The organism is Streptomyces sp. DSM 118878 (assembly GCF_052936595.1).
Map to the genome: position 1 here is coordinate 3,876,445 of NZ_CP193622.1, position 19,696 is coordinate 3,896,140.

The 19,696-nt window shown below is 70.8% G+C and carries 12 protein-coding genes; 3 read left to right on the forward strand and 9 right to left on the reverse strand.

Features of this window, described 5'->3' with window-relative positions:
* Positions 1-155: 155 nt before the first annotated feature.
* On the reverse strand, positions 156-1,409 hold the full coding sequence (locus tag ACRAKF_RS17105; protein ID WP_447038029.1) for a LolA family protein: 1,254 nt from the start codon (positions 1,407-1,409) through the stop codon (positions 156-158).
* Positions 1,410-1,671: 262 nt separating this feature from the next.
* The gene (locus tag ACRAKF_RS17110) at positions 1,672-2,682 is read right to left on the reverse strand and encodes a polyprenyl synthetase family protein (protein WP_447038030.1); all 1,011 of its coding nucleotides are present in this window, start codon (positions 2,680-2,682) and stop codon (positions 1,672-1,674) included.
* A gap of 326 nt (positions 2,683-3,008) precedes the next feature.
* Between ACRAKF_RS17110 and ACRAKF_RS17115 the strand changes: the two genes are divergently transcribed.
* Positions 3,009-4,523, forward strand: a complete 1,515-nt coding sequence (locus ACRAKF_RS17115; RefSeq protein WP_447038031.1) for a peptide MFS transporter — start codon at positions 3,009-3,011, stop codon at positions 4,521-4,523.
* A 195-nt stretch (positions 4,524-4,718) separates the two neighbouring features.
* Positions 4,719-6,713 carry a CocE/NonD family hydrolase gene (locus ACRAKF_RS17120; protein WP_447042031.1) on the forward strand — a complete coding sequence of 665 codons (1,995 nt, stop codon included), beginning with the start codon at positions 4,719-4,721 and terminating at the stop codon, positions 6,711-6,713.
* Positions 6,714-6,745: 32 nt separating this feature from the next.
* Here ACRAKF_RS17120 and ACRAKF_RS17125 read toward each other — a convergent pair whose 3' ends face one another.
* The 3 genes from ACRAKF_RS17125 to ACRAKF_RS17135 form a co-directional block, all read right to left on the reverse strand.
* On the reverse strand, positions 6,746-7,570 hold the full coding sequence (locus tag ACRAKF_RS17125; RefSeq protein ID WP_447038032.1) for an HAD family hydrolase: 825 nt from the start codon (positions 7,568-7,570) through the stop codon (positions 6,746-6,748).
* A 374-nt stretch (positions 7,571-7,944) separates the two neighbouring features.
* On the reverse strand, positions 7,945-9,156 hold the full coding sequence (locus ACRAKF_RS17130) for an FAD-dependent oxidoreductase (protein ID WP_447038033.1): 1,212 nt from the start codon (positions 9,154-9,156) through the stop codon (positions 7,945-7,947).
* Entirely contained in the window at positions 9,153-10,436 is a 1,284-nt protein-coding gene (locus ACRAKF_RS17135; protein WP_447038034.1) for a carboxylate--amine ligase, read from the reverse strand. Before ACRAKF_RS17135 ends, ACRAKF_RS17130 begins: the two co-directional genes overlap by 4 nt.
* 198 nt (positions 10,437-10,634) lie before the next feature.
* On the opposite strand from ACRAKF_RS17135, the gene fahA reads away from it, so the two are divergent.
* Positions 10,635-11,999 carry a fumarylacetoacetase gene (gene fahA, locus ACRAKF_RS17140; protein WP_447038035.1) on the forward strand — a complete coding sequence of 455 codons (1,365 nt, stop codon included), beginning with the start codon at positions 10,635-10,637 and terminating at the stop codon, positions 11,997-11,999.
* A 202-nt stretch (positions 12,000-12,201) separates the two neighbouring features.
* Here the strand turns inward: fahA and recQ are convergent, their stop codons facing one another.
* The 4 genes from recQ to nuoL all read right to left on the reverse strand — a co-directional run bounded on the left by recQ (position 12,202) and on the right by nuoL (position 19,696).
* Positions 12,202-14,295: a DNA helicase RecQ gene (gene recQ / locus ACRAKF_RS17145; RefSeq protein WP_447042032.1), complete on the reverse strand. Its 2,094-nt coding sequence runs from the start codon at positions 14,293-14,295 to the stop codon at positions 12,202-12,204.
* Positions 14,296-14,484: 189 nt separating this feature from the next.
* A complete protein-coding gene (gene nuoN / locus ACRAKF_RS17150) occupies positions 14,485-16,134 on the reverse strand; it encodes an NADH-quinone oxidoreductase subunit NuoN (protein WP_447038036.1) in 1,650 nt (549 codons plus the stop codon).
* Positions 16,131-17,744, reverse strand: a complete 1,614-nt coding sequence (locus ACRAKF_RS17155; RefSeq protein ID WP_447038037.1) for an NADH-quinone oxidoreductase subunit M — start codon at positions 17,742-17,744, stop codon at positions 16,131-16,133. Before ACRAKF_RS17155 ends, nuoN begins: the two co-directional genes overlap by 4 nt.
* Positions 17,745-17,749: 5 nt before the next feature.
* Entirely contained in the window at positions 17,750-19,696 is a 1,947-nt protein-coding gene (gene nuoL, locus ACRAKF_RS17160) for an NADH-quinone oxidoreductase subunit L (RefSeq protein ID WP_447038038.1), read from the reverse strand.

Here is a 19,696-nt window from a genome sequence, read left to right on the forward strand (position 1 = left end):
CGTCGCGGGTCCCCCGATGGTGCCTGGCACCGCTTCCTCCCGTCGCCCGGGCCCCCGGGCCTTCCAGACCGCATCGATACGCGTGGCCGCCCGGGCGGCGGGCCGCGTGCGCCGGGACGGCCGGCACCGCTGACCCACCGCTCAGGGCCGCGTCCCTAGCGGTTCGCCGCCTTGACCAGCGCGTCCTTCGTGACCGCGCCCACGTAGACCTTGCCGTCGTCGGTGACGAGGGCGTTGATCAGGCGGGTCGAGAAGACCGTGCCGGAGCCGAACTTGCCGTCGACCTGGTCGCCGAGGGAGTCGAGCAGCTTCTGCGCGTCCGGCGGGACATCGCCCGACCCGGCCGTCGGCAGGCCCTGGCCGGCCGGCAGCCTCAGCTCGGCTATGGAGTTCCAGCCCTCACCGATGACCTTCAGGTCGTTGAGGTCCTGCTCCTTGAACTCCTCGCCGCCCTTGGCCCGGTCCTTGGCGTCGTGGTCCTTCGCCTTGTCGTCGGCCTCGGTGACCTTCGCGCCCTTGGGCGGCGTGAAGTCGAACGTGGAAGCGGACGGCTTGCCGAAGTCGACCTTCGTGAAGCCCGCGTCGACGACGGCCGCGCCACCGGAGGCCGGGGTCAGGGTGAACTTGAGCGGCGTACCCGTCTTGGCGTCCACCGCTACCGTGATCTGACCGACCGTCGACCCCGACTGCTTCGGCTTGATGACCAGTCGGTACGCGTCGCGGCCCGCGACCTGCGCGGTGCCGTCGACCTTGACGGACGTGGTGTCGTCGACGGCCTTCAGCGCCTGGTCGGCGAAGTCCTTGGGGGTCGAGGGGAGGCCCTCCGGGGCCTTTCCGTCCCGCTTCCCCTCGCCCTTGTGCGCCTTGTCGTCCGGGGCCTGGGAGCCCTGCGCGTGATACGCCTCGTTCGACGCGCTGTCGTACGCCCACAGCTCGTCGCCGTTGTGGATCAGGCTGTACTCGGCGGCGTCGCCGAGGACGGACACCTTCTGCTTGTCGGGGCCGTCGGCCGCCACGCGCAGCGTGTGCGTGCCGGACGCGAGCTCCATCAACTTGCCCTTGGGGTCGGCCGCCGACCCCTCGCCGTCCTCGCCCCGGTCCGCGCCCCCGCCGCCACCGGCGAAGCCGCCCGCCATGCCGCCCAGCGACGGCAGGCCCAGATCCGTGCTGATCTTCACGTTGCCGGAGAGCTGCTGCGTCTCCGAGGCCGCCACCTTCTCGATGAGTTCCTGGGCGGTGATGTCGGGCAGGTCCGGGTCGCCCGAGGTGGCGAGCGCCGGGACGAGCCCGATGGTCGCCGCCGCCACCCCCGCCACCGCGACCGGGACCACGTACCGAGCCGCCTTGCGGCGGCCGGCGCGCAGTTCCCCGGTTTCACTGGTGTCCTGTGCCGATTCGTACGGTGCCATTGTGTGCCCTACCTCCGTGGTCGGCGGCGGCCTTCCCTGTACGTGCGTGCATGCCTTCGTCCACCCCGCGCCGCCATTCTCACCCGAATTGGTCAGGAGTGGTGGTCCTTGTCGCAGTCCAGTCGACCAAATCGGCCGCGCAGAAGCGTCAGACCCCGGGGCCAACTCCATGTACTGCTCTGGTATGACACAGAGCGGCGGCGCCTCACCCGTCCCGTAGGGGTTGACGCCGCCGCTCTCAGGTCGCTCTCGGGGTCGGGCCTCAGCCGGCCCGGTGCACCACCAGGTCGCAGAGCTCCACCAGGGAGGTCTTGGCGTCGCAGGCGGGCAGCGGTGCCAGCGCGGCCCGCGCCTCCTCCGCGTAGCGCACCGTGTCCCTGCGGGCCTGCTCAAGGGCGGGGTGCGCCCGCAGTCTGATGAGGGCCTCGGCATGGCGGGCGTCGTCGGTGAGGTCGGAGGCGAGCAGCTCGCTCAGGGCGATGTCCTCGGGCAGACCGAGCCGCTCGACGCGCTCCCGCAGCCGCAGGACCGGCAGCGTCGGGATGCCCTCGCGCAGGTCCGTGCCCGGCGTCTTGCCGGACTCGTGGGAGTCGGAGGCGATGTCGAGCACGTCGTCGGCGAGCTGGAAGGCCACGCCGAGCCGCTCGCCGTACTGCGTCAGGACGTCCACGACCGTCTCGTCGGCACCGGACATCATCGCGCCGAACCGGCAGGCCACGGCGACCAGGGAGCCGGTCTTGCCGCCGAGCACGTCGAGATAGTGGTCGACCGGGTCGCGGCCCTCGGGCGGACCTGCCGTCTCCAGGATCTGGCCGGTGACGAGCCGCTCGAACGCCTCCGCCTGGATGCGCACGGCCTCCGGGCCGAGGTCGGCCAGGATGTACGAGGCGCGGGCGAAGAGGAAGTCGCCGGTCAGCACGGCCACGGAGTTGTTCCAGCGCTGGTTGGCGCTGTCGACCCCGCGGCGCACGTCCGCCTCGTCCATCACGTCGTCGTGGTAGAGCGTCGCGAGGTGCGTCAGCTCCACGACCACGGCGGACGGCACGATGCCCGGTGCGTAGGGGTCGCCGAACTGCGAGGCCAGCATCACGAGCAGGGGGCGGAAACGCTTGCCCCCGGCGCGCACGAGGTGCTGGGCAGCCTCGGTGATGAAGGGGACCTCGCTCTTGGTGGCCTCCAGGAGGCCCTCCTCGACAGCCGCCAACCCTGCCTGGACATCGGCTTCGAGAGCCTGGTCCCGCACGCTCAGCCCGAAAGGCCCGACGACGGTCACGAGAGGTTCTCCTGTCTGCTGACGATCACATGGCGAACTCGGTCGATCATTACAACTCGGTCGATGACACGGTTTGTCGATGTGTCGCTGCCATCACTCAAGTCAGCGTATCCGGTCGCGTTTCGATCACGGCGAGCACCTGCCCGCTCGTCGTCCGTCACCACCCTGCCCACAACCTGGCCCCTTGCGCCCGCACGGACCTTCCCCGCCCTACGGTGAACCGGGCCGGGCGCCCTCCGATCAGCACCGGTATGTTGCTGATCAGCCCATACAACCGACAGGACCAACCCGCACCCATAGGTGTACAACAACCGGGAGCATCCGCTTTGTCCCGTACCACGGCCGAGCACGAACCGCCCGCGGAGCCGACGGTGGAGCCGCCGCCGGCCGACGACCGTGCCTTCTTCGGGCAGCCGCGCGGCCTGCTCACCCTCTCCGGCCTGGAGGTCTGGGAGCGCTTCTCGTTCCTCGGCATGCAGGCCATCCTGGTGCTCTACTTCGCCGACTCCGTCGCGAACGACGGCATGGGCATGGCCCCCGCCACCGCCGCGTCGGTCTCGGCGGCGTACGGAACGCTCGTCTACCTCGTCTCCGTGGCGGGCGGCTGGCTCGCCGACCGCATCCTCGGCTCGTACCGCGCGGTGCTGTGGGGCGGCGTGCTCATCGCCTGCGGCCACTACGCGATGGCCGTGCCGATCGCGGGCATGACATGGGCGGGCCTCGGCCTGATCAGCGCGGGCACCGGGCTGCTGAAGCCGAACGTGGCCTCGATGGTCGGCAAGCTCTACCGCACCGAGGACGAGCGGCGTGACGCCGGCTTCGCGCTCTACTACATGGCGATCAATGTGGGCGCCTTCGCGGGCCCGCTGATCACCGGCTGGCTCGGCGACCACAGGGGCTGGCACTGGGGCTTCTCCGCGGCGGCGGTCGGCATGACGTTCGGCCTGGTCCAGTACGTGCTCGGCCGGCGCCATCTCGCGGGGCGCAAGGCCTCGGCGGAGTACGCCCTCGAACCGGCCGCGATGCGGCGGGCGATCCTCCTGATCGCCGCCGGCGCCGTCGCCGTCGCGGCCCTCGCCGGGTTCCTCGCCGCCACCGGCCTGCTGACCATGGACCGCTTCGTCGACCTGCTCACCCTCATATCGGTGATCGCCCCGGTCGTCTACTTCGCGGTCATGTTCCGCAGCCCGCGCGTCACCGGCGAGGAGCGGCGCCGCCTGCGCCCGTACGTCGTGCTCTTCCTCGCGTCGGTCGTCTTCAACTTCATCCTCTTCCAGGCGTACTCCACGATGATGCTGCTCGCCTCGACCAACGCGAGGACCGAGATCCTCGGCCACCACTTCCCCGCGAGCTGGTACGCCTCGGCGCTCGGCGCCTTCGAGGTGGCGCTCGCCCCGGTGGTCGCCACCGTCTGGGCGCGGATGGGCACGCGCCAGCCGCACGCCTCCAACAAGATCGCCTTCGGCGTGATCCTCGGCGGCCTCTCGTTCCTGCTGATGGTCGTGGCGACCGCGGGGCACGGCGACGACTCGTACGAGATGGCCGCCTGGTGGATCGTCGGCTCGTACCTGCTGCTCGGGCTCGGTGACGTCCTCCTGGAGACATCGGGCATGTCCGCGACCACGAAGCTCGCGCCGAAGGCGTTCGCCAGCCAGACGATGGCCCTGTGGTTCCTCTCCCTCGCGCTCGCCAACGGCATCCAGGCGCAGGTCGTGAAGGTGTACGGAGAGGTCTCCGACCCCGCCTACTTCGGCGTGAACGGCGGTGTGGCCGTGGTCGCGGGCATAGCCGTGATCGCGCTCGCGCCGTGGCTGCGCCGCACGATGCGTCCCGTCCACTAGCGGCCCCCTGTCCGGCCCCATGCCCGGCCCCATGCCTGACCCCTTGCCCGGCCTCTGTTCCGTCGGCTGTTTCGTCGGCTGTTTCGTCGGCTGTTCCGTCGGCTGTTCCGTCGGCTGTTTCCATCCGCTGAGGACGCTCCCCCCACCCCGTCCGTCCAGGACGTCCCGTCCACCGAGGTTCCTCCCATGACGCACCTGAACATCCGCTCCGAGTTCCCCTACGAGACGACACACCAGGACATCCGCGTACCCCTCGCCGACGGGACCAAGCTCTACGCGCGCGTGTGGCGCCCGGTCACCGACGAGCCCGTCCCCGTGCTCCTCGAATACCTCCCCTACCGGCTCAGCGACTGGACGGCGCCGCGCGACTGGCAGCGCCACCCCTGGTACGCGGGCCACGGCTACGCCTCCGTACGCGTCGACGTCCGCGGCCACGGCAACAGCGAGGGCCTGCCCACCGACGAGTACTCCGCGCAGGAGCTCGCCGACGGCGTCGAGGTGGTGAACTGGCTGGCCGCGCAGGACTGGTCGACGGGCAAGGTCGGCATGTTCGGCATCTCCTGGGGTGGCTTCAACTCCCTCCAGATCGCGGCCCTGGCCCCCGAGCCGCTCAAGGCGATCGTCACGGTCTGCTCCGCGGACGACCGCTATGACAACGACGTGCACTACATGGGTGGTTCCGTCCTCGCGGTGGACATGCACGCGTGGGCGGCGACGATGCTCGCCTTCGTCTCGCGCCCGCCGGACCCCTACTACGTGGGCGACGCCTGGCGCGACATGTGGCTGACGCGGCTGGAGTCCGTGGACCCCTTCATCCACACCTGGCTCGACCATCAGACGCGCGACGACTACTGGCGCCACGGCAGCGTCTGCGAGGACTACTCCGCCATCGGCGCCGCGGTCCTCGCGGTCGGCGGCTGGCACGACCCGTACCGGGACACGGTCCTGCGGCTCGTCGAGCACCTCCCCGACGACCAGGTGCGCGGGCTCATCGGCCCGTGGTCGCACCAGTACCCGGACCGCGGCCTGCCCCCGGGCCCGGCGATCGGCTTCCTCCAGGAGACCCTGCGCTGGTGGGACCACCACCTGAAGGGCCGGGACACCGGCGTCATGGCCGAGCCGAAGCTGCGCTCCTGGATCAGCGGATCCCACCCCCCGGCGACGGTCTACCCGGAGCTGCCCGGCGGCTGGGCCGGCGACCCCGCCTGGCCTTCCCCGAACGTCGTCCCCACCGCGTACGCGCTCCAGGGCCACCCGCAGATCGTCGCCTCGCCCCAGCACACGGGCCTGGACGCGGGACGGTTCTTCCCCTTCGGCAATGATGCCGACCTGCCGCCGGACCAGCGGGACGAGGACGCGAAGTCGGCGTGCTTCGAGTTCGAGGTCCCCGCGGAGGTACGGGTCCTCGGGCGGCCCAGGGTGACGCTGCGGCTGCGGATGGACGTGCCGTCGGGGCAGGCGGTCGCCCGCCTCTGTGACGTCGCGCCCGACGGCTCGTCCACGCTGGTCACCCGGGGTGTGCTGAATCTCTCCGCCCGCCACGGCAGGGACCGCGCGGAGCCCTGGCCGCCCGGCGCCACGGAGGACGTGACCTTCGAGCTCAACGGCATCGGCCACACCTTCCCGCCCGGCCATCGCATCCGTCTGGCGGTCTCCTCCGCGTACTGGCCCTGGATCTGGCCGCAGCCGGACTCCGCGGCGGGCTTCACGCTCGACCCGGCGGGCAGCTCCCTCGAACTCCCCGTCCGCACCGGCGACCTGGACCCGTCGATCACCTTCGAGGCCCCTGAGCAGTCGGAGCCGCTCGGTGTGGTCTCCCCCGCCACACTCGACGAGGAGCGCCCCGAACGCCTGGTCGTACGCGATGTCGCCAAGGGCGAGTGGCACCTCTCCGTCGACCCGCGCTACGGCGGCACGCGCGTGTACCCCGACGGCCTCGAATTCACCGAGGACGCACAGGAGTCGTACACGGTCAACGAGTCGGACCCCCTCACGGCCCGCACCCGCTCGGACTGGACGATCCGCCTGCACCGCCCCGAGCTCGCCTGGGACGCGACGATCGAGACGCACTCGGAGATCAGGTGCGAGGCGTCGGACTTCCTCACGTGGAACGAGGTGATCTGCCGGGAGGGCACGGAGGTCGTCTTCCACCGGACATGGGAGCGCCGGATCGGTCGAACGGCGGGGTAACAGGTGATTCCGCCAGGAGCTTCGGGGCGAGGTCAGGGCCTGGGCCTGGGCCTGGCCAGCAGCCGCTCCAGGACCACCGCGATCCCGTCGTCCTCGTTGGACGGCGCCAACTCGTCGGCCGCCGCCCGGAGTTCCGCGTGGGCGTTGGCCATGGCGACGCCGTGCGCCGCCCACAGGAACATGGGGATGTCGTTGGGCATGTCACCGAAGGCGATCGTGTCCGCTGCCGTCAGGCCGAGCCGTTCGGCGGCGAGCGCGAGACCGGTCGCCTTGGTCACCCCGCACGGCTGGAGCTCCACCGTGCCGGGCCCGGACATCGTCACCGTCGCGAGCGATTCCACCGCGTCCCGCGCCACCGCCGCCAACTCGTCGTCGGCCAGGCGGGGGTGGCGCAGCAGCACCTTGCTGATGGGCGCCTCCCAGAGCACGTCACGGCAGGGCACGCGCACCGCGGGGAGCGTGGGGTGCGGCATCTCGTACCCCGGCTCGATGAGGGTGAGGCCGTCCACGCCGTCCTGGTCCACGGCCGCGGCGACCTGCCCGACCTCCGCCTCGATCTTGCCGAGCGCCACCTCGGCGAGCCCGCGGTCGAGGGTCACCGACCACTCCATGCGGTGCGCCCCGGCGTCGTAGAGCTGCGCCCCCTGCCCGCAGACGGCGAGGCCGTCGTACCCCAGGTCGTCGAAGAGGGGCCGCACTCTGGGCGCGGGCCGCCCCGTCACGACGAGATGCCGCGCGCCCGCCCCGCGCACGGCGGCCAACGCCCGCCGCGACCGTTCCGAGACCGTGTCGTCGCCGCGCAGCAGCGTCCCGTCCAGGTCAGTGGCGATGAGTGCATATGCGAGGGCAGCGGACATGATCCAGAGAATACGGATCCTGAGCCACACCGGAAGCGGCTTGACAAGGCCGGTACGGAGTGGGGTGCGACGGGGCCGGCAGCGGTTCACCAGAACGTGGCGGATCGTGCTCCGTGCACAGGGCGTACAACGAGCCACTTGCCGCTCCCCACACGCGGCGTACAACTGGCCACTTGCCGCTCCCCACACGCGGCGTACAACTGGCCACTTGCCGGTCCCCGCACGGGGCGTGCACCGCTCACGCACTCGGCGACCAAGCCGCGGCACGGTGCGCCCACCGGTCACGCACTCGGCCACCAACCCGCGGCACCGGACGCACACCGGTCGGGCCCCGGGCGGCTCACCACCCCTGCGCCGGCCGGGGGTACAGCACCTCACCCGCACGCCGCCGCCAAGTGCCCCGCCAGCCGCGGCGACGCGAACTCCGTGCCGCACACGAACCGCATCACCGGCCCGTACGACGACCCACCCAGCATGCCGGTGAAGTACAGGCCGGGTATGGACGACGCATAACCGGCGCCCAGCTTCGGGGTGCCGCGGCTCGCGGCGAGGCGGGCGCGGAGGCCATGGCCGAGGAAGTCCATCGCGGCGAGGTCGACGCGGTAGCCCGTGGCGGCGATGACGTGGTCGGCGGCGAGCTCCTCCACGCGGCCGCCCAGCGTCTCGACCGTCAGGACGGGCTGCCCCTCACGCACCTGGGAGCGCATGACGCGGGCCACCTCACGGGTCGCGACCAGGCCTTCATAACGCTCCCGGAGCCACCACGCGCCGAGCGGGCCGAGGACGCGCCGGACCAGGAAGTGCCGGGCAGGGGGCGGAAGATGGCGGTACGGACCGGCTCGGTAGGTGATCGCGTAGAGGGACCAGGCACGGCCGAACGGTGACGCCGGGCGGAACTTCGGCTGCCGCCACGGCGGTTCACCGAAGGCCACCGAGCCCTTGCCGCGCGCCACCACCCGCACCCGCGCCCCGGCCTCCGCGGCGAGCACGGCCGTCTCCAGAGCGGACTGCCCTGCGCCCACCACGATGACGTCGCGCCCGGCGAAGCGGGACAGGTCGTGGTGCTGGGAGCTGTGCGACACCGCGGCCGTGGGGCCGGCCCCCTCGGGCACCGCTTCGGCCAGCTCGCGGGGCAGCCGCGAGAGGCCGGACAGGCCGGTGGCGACGACGACCGCGCGGGCAGCGAACTGCTCCCCGGAGTCCAGCTTCAGATCGAAGCCGGCCGCGCCACCCTGCCCGTGCCGCTCGACGGAGACGACGCGCACCTGCTCCACGTCGGGCACGAGCCGCTCCCGGAACCAGTCCCCGTACGCGACGAACGTCTCGATGGGGACGATGTCCTCGTCCGTGACCAGTCGCCGTATGCCCGCCGCGTCGCAGTAGTCGACGAGGTCGTGACCGGGCTGCGGCGCGTGGATGTTCGACGCCACGGGGGTCGATTTGAGCAGCATCCCCTGGGGCATGTGCCTGCGCCAGCTCACCATCGACTCGCCGAACACCCGCACCCGTATGCCGCGCGCCCGCAGATGAGCGGCGGTGGACAGGCCGTAAGGCCCGGCTCCGACGACTGCTACTGGTTCCATCACGAAGTCCCTCCCCAAGGCGTCACGCCATGCCCTCTCCGGCTGCGCCAGAGCTGGTACAGATGCTTCACTCCTGGCCGCACGAACCGCACGAGCATCGTGAGGAACGGCTTCAGGTCGTCCCTCGCGAGCCACGCCAGTTCCGTACCGCTCGCGCGGGCGGGGGCGTGCGGCGTCGTGTACCCGCTGCGGCGGTAGGCGAGGAGAGCGGGCAGGTCGATGTTCTCCACGACATAGCGGTGACCCGCGCGCTGTTCTCCGGCAGGGACGGCGCGCCCTGTCAGATCGAGGTGCATCGCGCGGACGACGTCGACCCCCGCCTCACTCTCGAAGAGGCGGAACTGGGCGCCCATCCGGGGGTTGAAGTCGAGCAGTTTGTACTGACCGTCGCGCCGGTCGAAGCGCAGGTCGAGGTCGATGATTCCGGTGTAGCCGATCTGCTTGATAAAACGCGCGACGACGTCCGCGAGTTCCGGGTTGTCGACGACGTACGCGTTCGCCGTCATGCCCGCGTGCGGTGGCCAGGAGCGGACCTTGACCCCGGTGAACAGCGCGCGCGGCGAGGAGTCCGGGCCGAAGTACGCGTGCACGATCCAGTCCTCGGCCTGCTCCCGGGGCAGGTACTCCTGGAGGATCACGCCCGGCTGCTCGCCCCACCCCGCGGCGAGCGCGAGCAGTTTCCGCGGCGTCTCTATGCGCGTGGTGCCCTGCACCACCGGGCTCCTCCGCCGAGTGAACGCCTCACGGTTCTTGGCCACCACGGGGAAGCGCGCCGTGGCCGCGAACTCCGCTATGTCCACCCGGTTCTCGGGGAACGCAGCGACGGGCGAGGCGACACCGTGCCGCACGCACAGCTCGTGCAGACCCTGCTTGCTGGCGAGCCGCCGGGGCAGTTCCGCTTGCCCGCGCGGGAAGAGGAAGCCGCCGAACCCGGTCCGCTCCCCGGAGAGCTCGTCCTGGTGCTCGGCGATGAGGACGGCGGCTTCCTCGTCCGTGGGGATGAGGACGGTCGGCACGCCGATCCGCCGCCCGAGCCGCAGCAGTCCCGCCACGAGGCGTTCCGGCTCTTCGGTGCCCGTGGTCGGCCACGGGAAGGCACGCGTCAGATGCCGGGAGGCGGCGGCGGGCGTCCAGCGGTCCTCCGTGATCGCGTACATCGGTACGCCGAGCCGCCCCAGGCTGCGGATCGCGCCCACTCCGCCGTGGTGCAGGGGGTAGTCACCGAACTTGACCACAAGACCCGGAACGTTCCGGTCCGGAGTGAACGGCACACTGTTGCTCATCCTGGCCACGAGTCCCCCACGCGTATGTCGCGACCGACCCGGACCACGCTGCCCGCGTCCCCCACAGGACGGTAGTCCCGGAATTGACCAGTCCGACTAGGCCTATTCGGACATTGCGAACTCTTTAGACACTGCCGCAACAGGGCGCCTCACACGTAACGTGTGGCACACCCCTTAACGAAAGTGAGGCAGGTACGCATGTCCGAGCAGACCCCGCTCGACCCGGCCGCCGGCGACTCCTCCGGCTCCTTCCCAGGCGACTCCGCCGGCCTTTCGGAGGGCACCTCATCCGGCCCTACCGGGGGTGCCCCCTCCGGCTTGCCCGAGGGCGACCCCTTCGGCCTGCCCGAGGGTGATCCCTTCGGGCCGCACAACCTTCCCTACGGCGTGTTCTCCCTGGCCGGGGAGCGGAACGACCAGCGCAGGGTCGGGGTGCGGCTCGGCTCGTACGTCCTGGACGCGGGCGCCGCGGCCGCCGCGCTCGGCTCCCCCTATGTCTCGCTCCTCGCGCGCCCGACGCTGAACCCGCTGCTCGCCGCGGGCCGCATCGCCTGGTCCGACGTGCGGCGCGCCCTGACCGCGTGGGTGACCGTCCCGTCCCACCGCGAGGCCGTACGGCCCCTGCTGCACCCCCTCTCGGAAGCGACCCTGCACCTGCCGTTCGAGGTGGCGGACTACGTCGACTTCTACGCGTCCGAGCACCACGCGACCCACCTGGGCAAGATCTTCCGCCCGGACTCACCGACCCCGCTGACGCCCAACTGGAAGCACCTGCCCATCGGTTACCACGGCCGGTCCGGCACCGTCGTGGTCTCCGGGACAGACGTCGTACGCCCGACGGGTCAGCGCAAGGCGCCCGCCGACACGGCCCCCGTCTTCGGCCCCTCGGTCCGCCTCGACATCGAGGCCGAGGTCGGCTTCGTGGTCGGCACCCCCTCGACGCAGGGAACGCCCGTCCCCCTGGCCGACTTCCGCGAGCACGTCTTCGGGCTCACGCTGCTCAACGACTGGTCGGCGCGCGACATCCAGGCCTGGGAGTACGTGCCCCTCGGCCCGTTCCTCGGCAAGTCCTTCGCCACGTCGGTGTCGGCCTGGATCACCCCGCTGGAGGCCCTGGACGCGGCCCGGGTCGCGCCCCCGGAGCGCACGCACCAGCTCCTGCCCTACCTCGACGACTCGGCGGAGTCCGCCGCGGACGAACCCGGCGGCTACGACCTCCGCATGACGGTCACCCTCAACGGCCACGTCATCTCCGAGCCCCCCTTCTCCACGGTGTACTGGACGGCCGCGCAGCAGCTGGCCCACATGACGGTCAACGGCGCCTCCCTGCGCACCGGCGACCTCTACGGCTCGGGCACGGTCAGCGGCCCCTCCGCCGGCCAGTACGGCTCCCTGATCGAGATCACCTGGAACGGCCGCGACCCCCTCGAACTCCCCGACGGCAAGCGCACCTTCCTGGAGGACGGCGACGAGGTGACCCTCTCGGCCTGGGCCCCCGGCGCAGGCGGCACGAGGATCGGCCTCGGCGAGGTGACAGGCCGGATCACGGCGGCGGTGCGGTGAGGGGATAGGGCGGACGGGCGGCGGGACTGCGGGGCCCGGGGTTGCGGGGCGCGGGCCTACGGGGCGGGGGACGTGGCTGCGGCTGCGGCTGCGGCTGCGGCCGAGCTGACACGTTGCGGGACAGTCCCGCTCACGGCGCCCGAACAGCGGCGTGTCGCGGGACTTTTCGGCAGCGCCCCCTGAACACCCCGCCCCGGCCGCCCTACCAGTCCGGCTCCTCCAGATCCGCCCCCCAGTCCAGCCCTCCGTCACTGTCAGCCCCGGCACCATCAGCCCCGGTCCCGGCACCGGCACCAGCACCAGCACCAGCACCAGCACCAGCACCAGCAGTCACACTCGCCCCCGGCCCCTCGCCCGCCCCAGAGCCGACACCTGCATCCGCAGCCGCGCCCGCGTCCGTGCCCGCGCCCGCCGCAAGCTCAGTCACGACACCGACCACACCCTCCCCGTACGTGGCCCGCTTCTTTTCGCCCACCCCGCTGATGCCCGCCAGGTCACCCACGGACGTGGGCCGCAGCGTGGCGATCTCGCGGAGCGTGGCGTCGTGGAAGATGACGTACGCGGGGACGCCCTGCTCCTTGGCCTGGGCGGCGCGCCAGGCACGGAGTGCCTCGAAGACCGGCACCGCCTCCTGGGGCAGCTCGGCGACCGCTGCCGCCGACTTCGCCTTGCGTTCACCCTTGGCGGCCCGCGCCGCCGGGGCCCGCTTCGGCTCCTTGCGCAGCCGCACCTCGCGCTCCCGGCCGAGGACTGTGCCGCTCTCCTCGGTGAGCACCAGCGTGCCGTACTCCCCCTCGACCGCGATCAGCCCCTGCGCGAGGAGCTGCCGCACGACGCCACGCCACTCGGCCTCCGCCAGCTCCTCGCCGATGCCGAAGACGGAGAGCTGGTCGTGGTCGAACTGGATGATCTTCGCGGTCTTCTTGCCCAGCAGGATGTCGATGATCTGGCCCGCGCCGAACTTCTGGCCGCGCTCCCGCTGGAGGCGCACCACCGTGGACAGCACCTTCTGCGCGGCGACCGTGCCGTCCCAGGTCTCGGGCGGGGTGAGGCACGTGTCGCAGTTGCCGCACCGCTCCGACCCGGCCTCCTGGCCGAAGTAGGTCAGGAGCTGGGCCCGGCGGCACTGGGCGGTCTCGCAGAGCGCCAGCATCGAGTCCAGGTGGGCCGCGGCCCTGCGCCGGAACGCCTCGTCGCCCTCGCTGCCCTGGATCATCTTGCGCTGCTGGACGACGTCCTGGAGGCCGTAAGCCATCCAGGCCGTGGAGGGCAGGCCGTCACGGCCCGCGCGGCCCGTCTCCTGGTAGTACCCCTCGACCGACTTGGGCAGGTCCAGGTGGGCGACGAAGCGGACGTCCGGCTTGTCGATGCCCATGCCGAAGGCGATCGTGGCGCAGACGACGAGGCCCTCCTCCCGCAGGAAGCGGGACTGGTGGGCCGCGCGCGTGCCGCCGTCCAGGCCCGCGTGGTACGGCACCGCCTCGATGCCGTTCCGGCAGAGGAACTCGGCGGTCTTCTCGACCGAGTTCCGCGAGAGGCAGTAGACGATGCCCGCGTCGCCCGCGTGCTCCTCCTTCAGGAAGGACAGGAGCTGCTTCTTCGGCTCGGCCTTCGGCACGATGCGGTACTGGATGTTGGGCCGGTCGAAGCTCGCCACGAAGTGCCGGGCGTCCGGCATGCCGAGCCGCTGCGTGATCTCCCGGTGCGTGGCATGCGTGGCCGTCGCCGTCAGGGCGATCCGCGGCACGTCGGGCCAGCGCTGCCCGAGCACGGAGAGCGCCAGATAGTCCGGCCGGAAGTCGTGGCCCCACTGCGCCACGCAGTGCGCCTCGTCGATGGCGAAGACGGAGATCTTGCCGCGGGACAGGAGGTCCAGCGTGGCGTCGAGGCGCAGCCGCTCCGGCGCGAGGTAGAGCACGTCGAGCTCCCCCGCGAGGAACTCCGCCTCCATCACGCGCCGCTCGTCGAAGTCCTGCGTGGAGTTGATGAAGCCGGCCCGCACGCCGAGCGCCCGCAACGCGTCCACCTGGTCCTGCATGAGGGCGATGAGCGGGGAGACCACGACGCCCGTGCCGGGGCGGACCAGGGCCGGGATCTGGTAGCAGAGGGACTTTCCGCCGCCGGTGGGCATGAGGACGACGGCGTCGCCGCCGGCCACCACGTGATCTATGACCGCTTCCTGCTCGCCGCGGAACGCGTCGTACCCGAAGACCCGGTGGAGTGTGCGCAGTGCGTCGCTCTCCGTCACGGTGCCGGTCGCGCCCGGCACCGCTGAAGGCGCCGTCACCTCGCTCATGTCCTTGGTCCCATCCATCGCGCTGTCCCCCGCCGTACGTCCTGCCTCGGTCGGTGCTTCGGTCACTGCCTCGACCACTGCCCCCACGATAGGGCTCCGCACCGACAGCCCGGGAAGTTATCCACAGGCCGCCGCCCGGCACCCCAGTGATCCGGGTGCCGGGCGGCGACAGGCGTGTGAGGAAAACGACTACCGGACGAAGACTCCCGCCTGGCCCGCGAGGTCCAGGAAGTACTGCGGGGCCACGCCGAGCACCAGCGTCACCGCCACGCCCATGCCGATCGCCGCCATCGTCAGCGGCGAGGGGACGGCCACCGTGGGGCCGTCCGCCTTCGGCTCGCTGAAGAACATCAGCACGATCACCCGGATGTAGAAGAACGCCGCGATCGCCGACGACAGCACACCGATGACGACCAGCGCGCCGGCGCCGCCGTCCGCCGCCGCCTTGAACACCGCGAACTTCCCCGTGAACCCGGAGGTCAGCGGGATACCGGCGAAGGCGAGCAGGAAGACCGCGAAGACCGCCGCGACCAGCGGGGACCTCCGGCCGAGCCCCGCCCACTTCGACAGGTGTGTTGCCTCCCCGCCCGCGTCCCGCACCAGCGTGACGACGGCGAAGGCGCCGATCGTCACGAAGGAGTAGGCGGCGAGGTAGAAGAGGACGGAGGAGACGCCGTCCGGGGTGGTGGCGATGACACCGGCGAGGATGAACCCGGCGTGCGCGATGGACGAGTACGCCAGGAGCCGCTTGATGTCGGTCTGGGTGATCGCGATGATCGCGCCGCCCAGCATCGTGATGATCGCGATGCCCCACATGACCGGGCGCCAGTCCCAGCGCAGCCCCGGCAGGACCACGTAGAGGAGACGCAGGAGGGCGCCGAACGCGGCCACCTTCGTCGCCGCGGCCATGAAGCCGGTGACCGGTGTCGGAGCGCCCTGGTAGACATCCGGGGTCCACATGTGGAACGGCACCGCGCCCACCTTGAAGAGCAGCCCCATCACCACCATCGCGACGCCGATGAGGAGCAGCGCGTCATTGCCCATGGTGTCGGCGAGCGCCGGGTCGACGGTCTTGACGTTGCCCTCGACGACGTTCGCGATCGTCGCGTACGAGACCGAGCCCGCGTACCCGTACAGGAGGGCGATGCCGAAGAGCGTGAACGCGGAGGCGAACGCGCCGAGCAGGAAGTACTTGACGGCGGCTTCCTGCGACATCAGGCGCTTGCGGCGGGCCAGCGCGCAGAGCAGGTACAGCGGCAGGGAGAAGACCTCCAGCGCGATGAAGAGCGTCAGGAGGTCGTTGGCGGCCGGGAAGACGAGCATGCCGCCGATGGCGAAGAGCGCGAGCGGGAACACCTCGGTGGTGGTGAACCCGGCCTTGGTGGCGGCCTGCTCGCTCTCGCTGCCCGGCACGGAGCCGGCCTGCGCCGCGAACGAGTCGACGCGGTTTCCGTGCGCCTCGGGGTCCAGGCGCCGCTCGGCGAAGGTGAAGATCGCGACGAGTCCGGTGAGCAGAATCGTGCCCTGGAGGAAGAGAGCCGGTCCGTCGACCGCGATCGCGCCCATCGCCGCGATGTGTGCCTTCGTCGTACCGAATCCGCGGGCCGCCAGTCCGATCACCGCGGCGAAGGCAGCGGTGAGGGCGACCACGGACACGAACAGCTGGACGTGGTAACGGGACTTGCGCGGGACGAATGCTTCGATGAGCACTCCGATGACGGCCGCGCCGATGACGATCAACATCGGCGAGAGCTGCCCGTACTCGATCTTGGGCGCGTCGATCTTGTCGATCGGATCGGCGGCCATTGTCCACAGGCTGTGGACGGCTGATGCGCTCACTTGGCCGCCTCCACCTCGGGCTTGGGGTCCTTCTTCTGTACGTCGGACATCGTGTGCTTGACCGCCGGGTTCACCAGGTCGGTGAGCGGCTTCGGGTAGACCCCGAGGCCGATCAGGAGCGCGATCAGCGGGGCGACGACGGCCAGCTCACGCACCCGCAGGTCGGGCATGGCCGAGACCTCCGGCTTCACGGGACCCGTCATCGTCCGCTGGTAGAGGACGAGGGTGTAGAGCGCCGCCAGCACGATGCCGACCGTCGCGATGATCCCCACCACCGGGTAGCGCGCGAAGGCACCGACCAGGACGAGGAACTCGCTCACGAAGGGCGCCAGACCCGGCAGCGACAGCGTGGCCAGGCCGCCGATCAGGAAGGTGCCCGCGAGCACCGGGGCGACCTTCTGCACTCCTCCGTAGTCGGCGATCAGACGCGAGCCGCGCCGCGAGATCAGGAAGCCGGCCACCAGCATCAGCGCGGCGGTCGAGATGCCGTGGTTGACCATGTACAGCGTCGCGCCGGACTGGCCCTGTGAGGTCATCACGAAGATGCCGAGGACGATGAAGCCGAAGTGCGAGATCGACGCGTACGCGATCAGGCGCTTGATGTCGCGCTGACCGACGGCGAGCAGCGCGCCGTAGATGATGCTGACCAGGGCGAGTACGAGGATGACCGGCGTCGCCCACTCGCTCGCCTCGGGGAAGAGCCCGAGGCAGAAGCGCAGCATCGCGAAGGTGCCGACCTTGTCGACCACCGCGGTGATCAGGACGGCGACCGGGGCCGTGGACTCGCCCATCGCGTTCGGCAGCCAGGTGTGCAGCGGCCACAGCGGCGCCTTCACCGCGAAGGCGAAGAAGAAGCCGAGGAAGAGCAGCCGCTCGGTGTTGGTCGTCATGTCGAGCGTGCCGTTGGCCCGCGCCTCGGCGATCTCCTGGAGCGAGAAGTTTCCGGCGACTACGTAGAGACCGATCACCGCGGCCAGCATGATGAGGCCGCCGACCAGGTTGTAGAGCAGGAACTTCACGGCCGCGTACGACCGCTGCGCCGAGGCGTTCTCGTCGCTGCCCGCGTGGGCGCGGTCCCCGAAGCCACCGATGAGGAAGTACATCGGGATGAGCATGGCTTCGAAGAAGACGTAGAAGAGGAAGACGTCGGTGGCCTCGAAGGAGATGATCACCATCGCCTCGACGGCCAGGATCAGGGCGAAGAAGCCCTGGGTCGGCCGCCACTTGTAGGGGGCCTTGGTCCCGTTGGGGCCTCCCCCGTTCGAACGGAGTGGAGAGCTCGGGGAAGGATCGGCGTCGTGCCAGCCCGCCAGGATGATGAACGGGATCAGCAGGGCCGTGAGCGCGATGAGGGCGACACCGATGCCGTCGACCCCCAGTTCATACCGCACGCCGAACTCCGCGATCCAGGGACGCGATTCGGTCAGTTGATAGCGGGCGCCGTCCGGGTCGAACCGCACCAGCACGGTCACGGCGAGCGCGAACGTCGCGAGCGAGACGAGCAGCGCGAGCCACTTGGCGGCGGACCGCCGGGCGGCCGGAACGGCCGCCGTGACGATCGCGCCGACCGCGGGCAGGACCGCCGTCGCTGTCAGCAGAGGAAAGGACATCGGTATCAGACCGCCCTCATCAGCAGGGTCGCGGCGATGAGTACCGCAGCGCCGCCGAACATCGAGACCGCGTAGGAGCGGGCGTAGCCGTTCTGCAGTTTGCGCAGCCGCCCGGACAGGCCGCCGACCGAGGCCGCCGTGCCGTTGACGACGCCGTCGACCAGGGAGTGGTCGACGTAGACCAGGGACCGTGTGAGGTGCTCGCCGCCGCGCACCAGGACGACGTGGTTGATGTCGTCCTGGAGGAGGTCCCGGCGGGCGGCCCTGGTGAGCAGCGAGCCGCGCGGGGCGGTGACCGGGACGGGCCGGCGTCCGTACTGCACGTAGGCCAGGGCGACGCCGATGACGAGGACCACCATGGTGGCGCCCGTGACCGTGGCGGCGCTGAGCGGCGAGTCGCCGTGGTCGTGGTGGGTGATCGGCTCCAGCCAGTGCGTGAACCGGTCGCCGATGCTGAAGAAGCCGCCCGCGAAGACCGATCCGAAGGCGAGCACGATCATCGGGATCGTCATGGACTTCGGGGACTCGTGCGGGTGCGGTTCGTCGTGCGCGCCCTCGGTCTGCGCCGCGGGCTCCGCGCTCGGCCGGTCCGGGGACGCCGTCGCGCGGTGGCGCCAGCGCTCCTCCCCGAAGAAGGTCATGATCATCACGCGCGTCATGTAGTACGCGGTGATGGCCGCGCCCAGGAGCGCCACCGAGCCGAGGATCCAGCCCTCCGTGCCGCCCTTGGCGAACGCCGCCTCGATGATCTTGTCCTTGGAGAAGAAGCCGGAGAGGCCGGGGAATCCGATGATGGCCAGATAGCCGAGCCCGAAGGTCACGAAGGTGACCGGCATGTACTTCCGGAGGCCTCCGTACTTGCGCATGTCGACCTCGTCGTTCATGCCGTGCATGACCGAACCGGCACCGAGGAAGAGCCCGGCCTTGAAGAAGCCGTGCGTCACCAGGTGCATGATCGCGAAGACGTAGCCGATGGGGCCGAGGCCGGCGGCCAGGATCATGTAGCCGATCTGGGACATCGTCGAACCGGCCAGGGCCTTCTTGATGTCGTCCTTCGCGCAACCGACGATCGCACCGAACAGAAGCGTGACCGCTCCGACGATCGTCACGACGAGTTGGGCGTCCGGCGCGCCGTTGAAGATCGCTCCGGAGCGGACGATCAAGTAGACGCCCGCGGTCACCATCGTCGCGGCGTGGATCAGGGCCGAGACCGGGGTCGGGCCCTCCATCGCGTCGCCCAGCCAGGACTGGAGCGGCACCTGGGCGGACTTGCCGCACGCGGCGAGCAGCAGCATCAGCCCGATGGCGGTCAGCTTGCCCTCCGACGTCTCACCCGTGGCCTCCAGGACCGGCCCGAAGGCGAACGTCCCGAACGTGGTGAACATCAGCATGATCGCGATCGAGAGGCCCATGTCGCCGACCCGGTTGACCAGGAAGGCCTTCTTCGCGGCGGTGGCCGCGCTGGGCTTGTGCTGCCAGAAGCCGATCAGGAGGTACGAGGCGAGGCCGACGCCCTCCCAGCCGACGTAGAGCAGCAGGTAGTTGTCGGCGAGCACCAGGAGGAGCATCGCCGCGAGGAAGAGGTTCAGGTAGCCGAAGAAGCGGCGGCGCCGCTCGTCGTGCTCCATGTACCCGATCGAGTAGACGTGGATCAGGGTGCCGACGCCGGAGATGAGCAGGACGAACGTCATCGACAGCTGGTCGAGCTGGAAGGCGACGTCCGCCTGGAAGCCCTCGACGGGGATCCAGCTGAACAGGTGCTGCGACAGTGTGCGCTCCTCGGCGCCCTTGCCCAGCATGTCGGTGAACAGCACGGCGGCGATGACGAAGGAGGCGGCCGCGAGCAGCGTGCCGAGCCAGTGGCCCACGCGGTCCAGCGCCCGCCCGCCGCACAGCAGTACGGCCGCTCCGAGCAGTGGCGCCGCGACGAGCAGCGCAATCAGGTTCTCCAC

Bases quoted from the DNA above. Each gene is read 5' to 3' on its own strand.
- ACRAKF_RS17105 (WP_447038029.1), bottom strand. From the start codon at position 1,409: ATGGCACCGTACGAATCGGCACAGGACACCAGTGAAACCGGGGAACTG.
- ACRAKF_RS17125 (WP_447038032.1), bottom strand. From the start codon at position 7,570: ATGTCCGCTGCCCTCGCATATGCACTCATCGCCACTGACCTGGACGGG.
- fahA (WP_447038035.1), top strand. From the start codon at position 10,635: ATGTCCGAGCAGACCCCGCTCGACCCGGCCGCCGGCGACTCCTCCGGC.
- ACRAKF_RS17135 (WP_447038034.1), bottom strand. From the start codon at position 10,436: ATGAGCAACAGTGTGCCGTTCACTCCGGACCGGAACGTTCCGGGTCTT.
- ACRAKF_RS17155 (WP_447038037.1), bottom strand. From the start codon at position 17,744: ATGTCCTTTCCTCTGCTGACAGCGACGGCGGTCCTGCCCGCGGTCGGC.
- recQ (WP_447042032.1), bottom strand. From the start codon at position 14,295: ATGAGCGAGGTGACGGCGCCTTCAGCGGTGCCGGGCGCGACCGGCACC.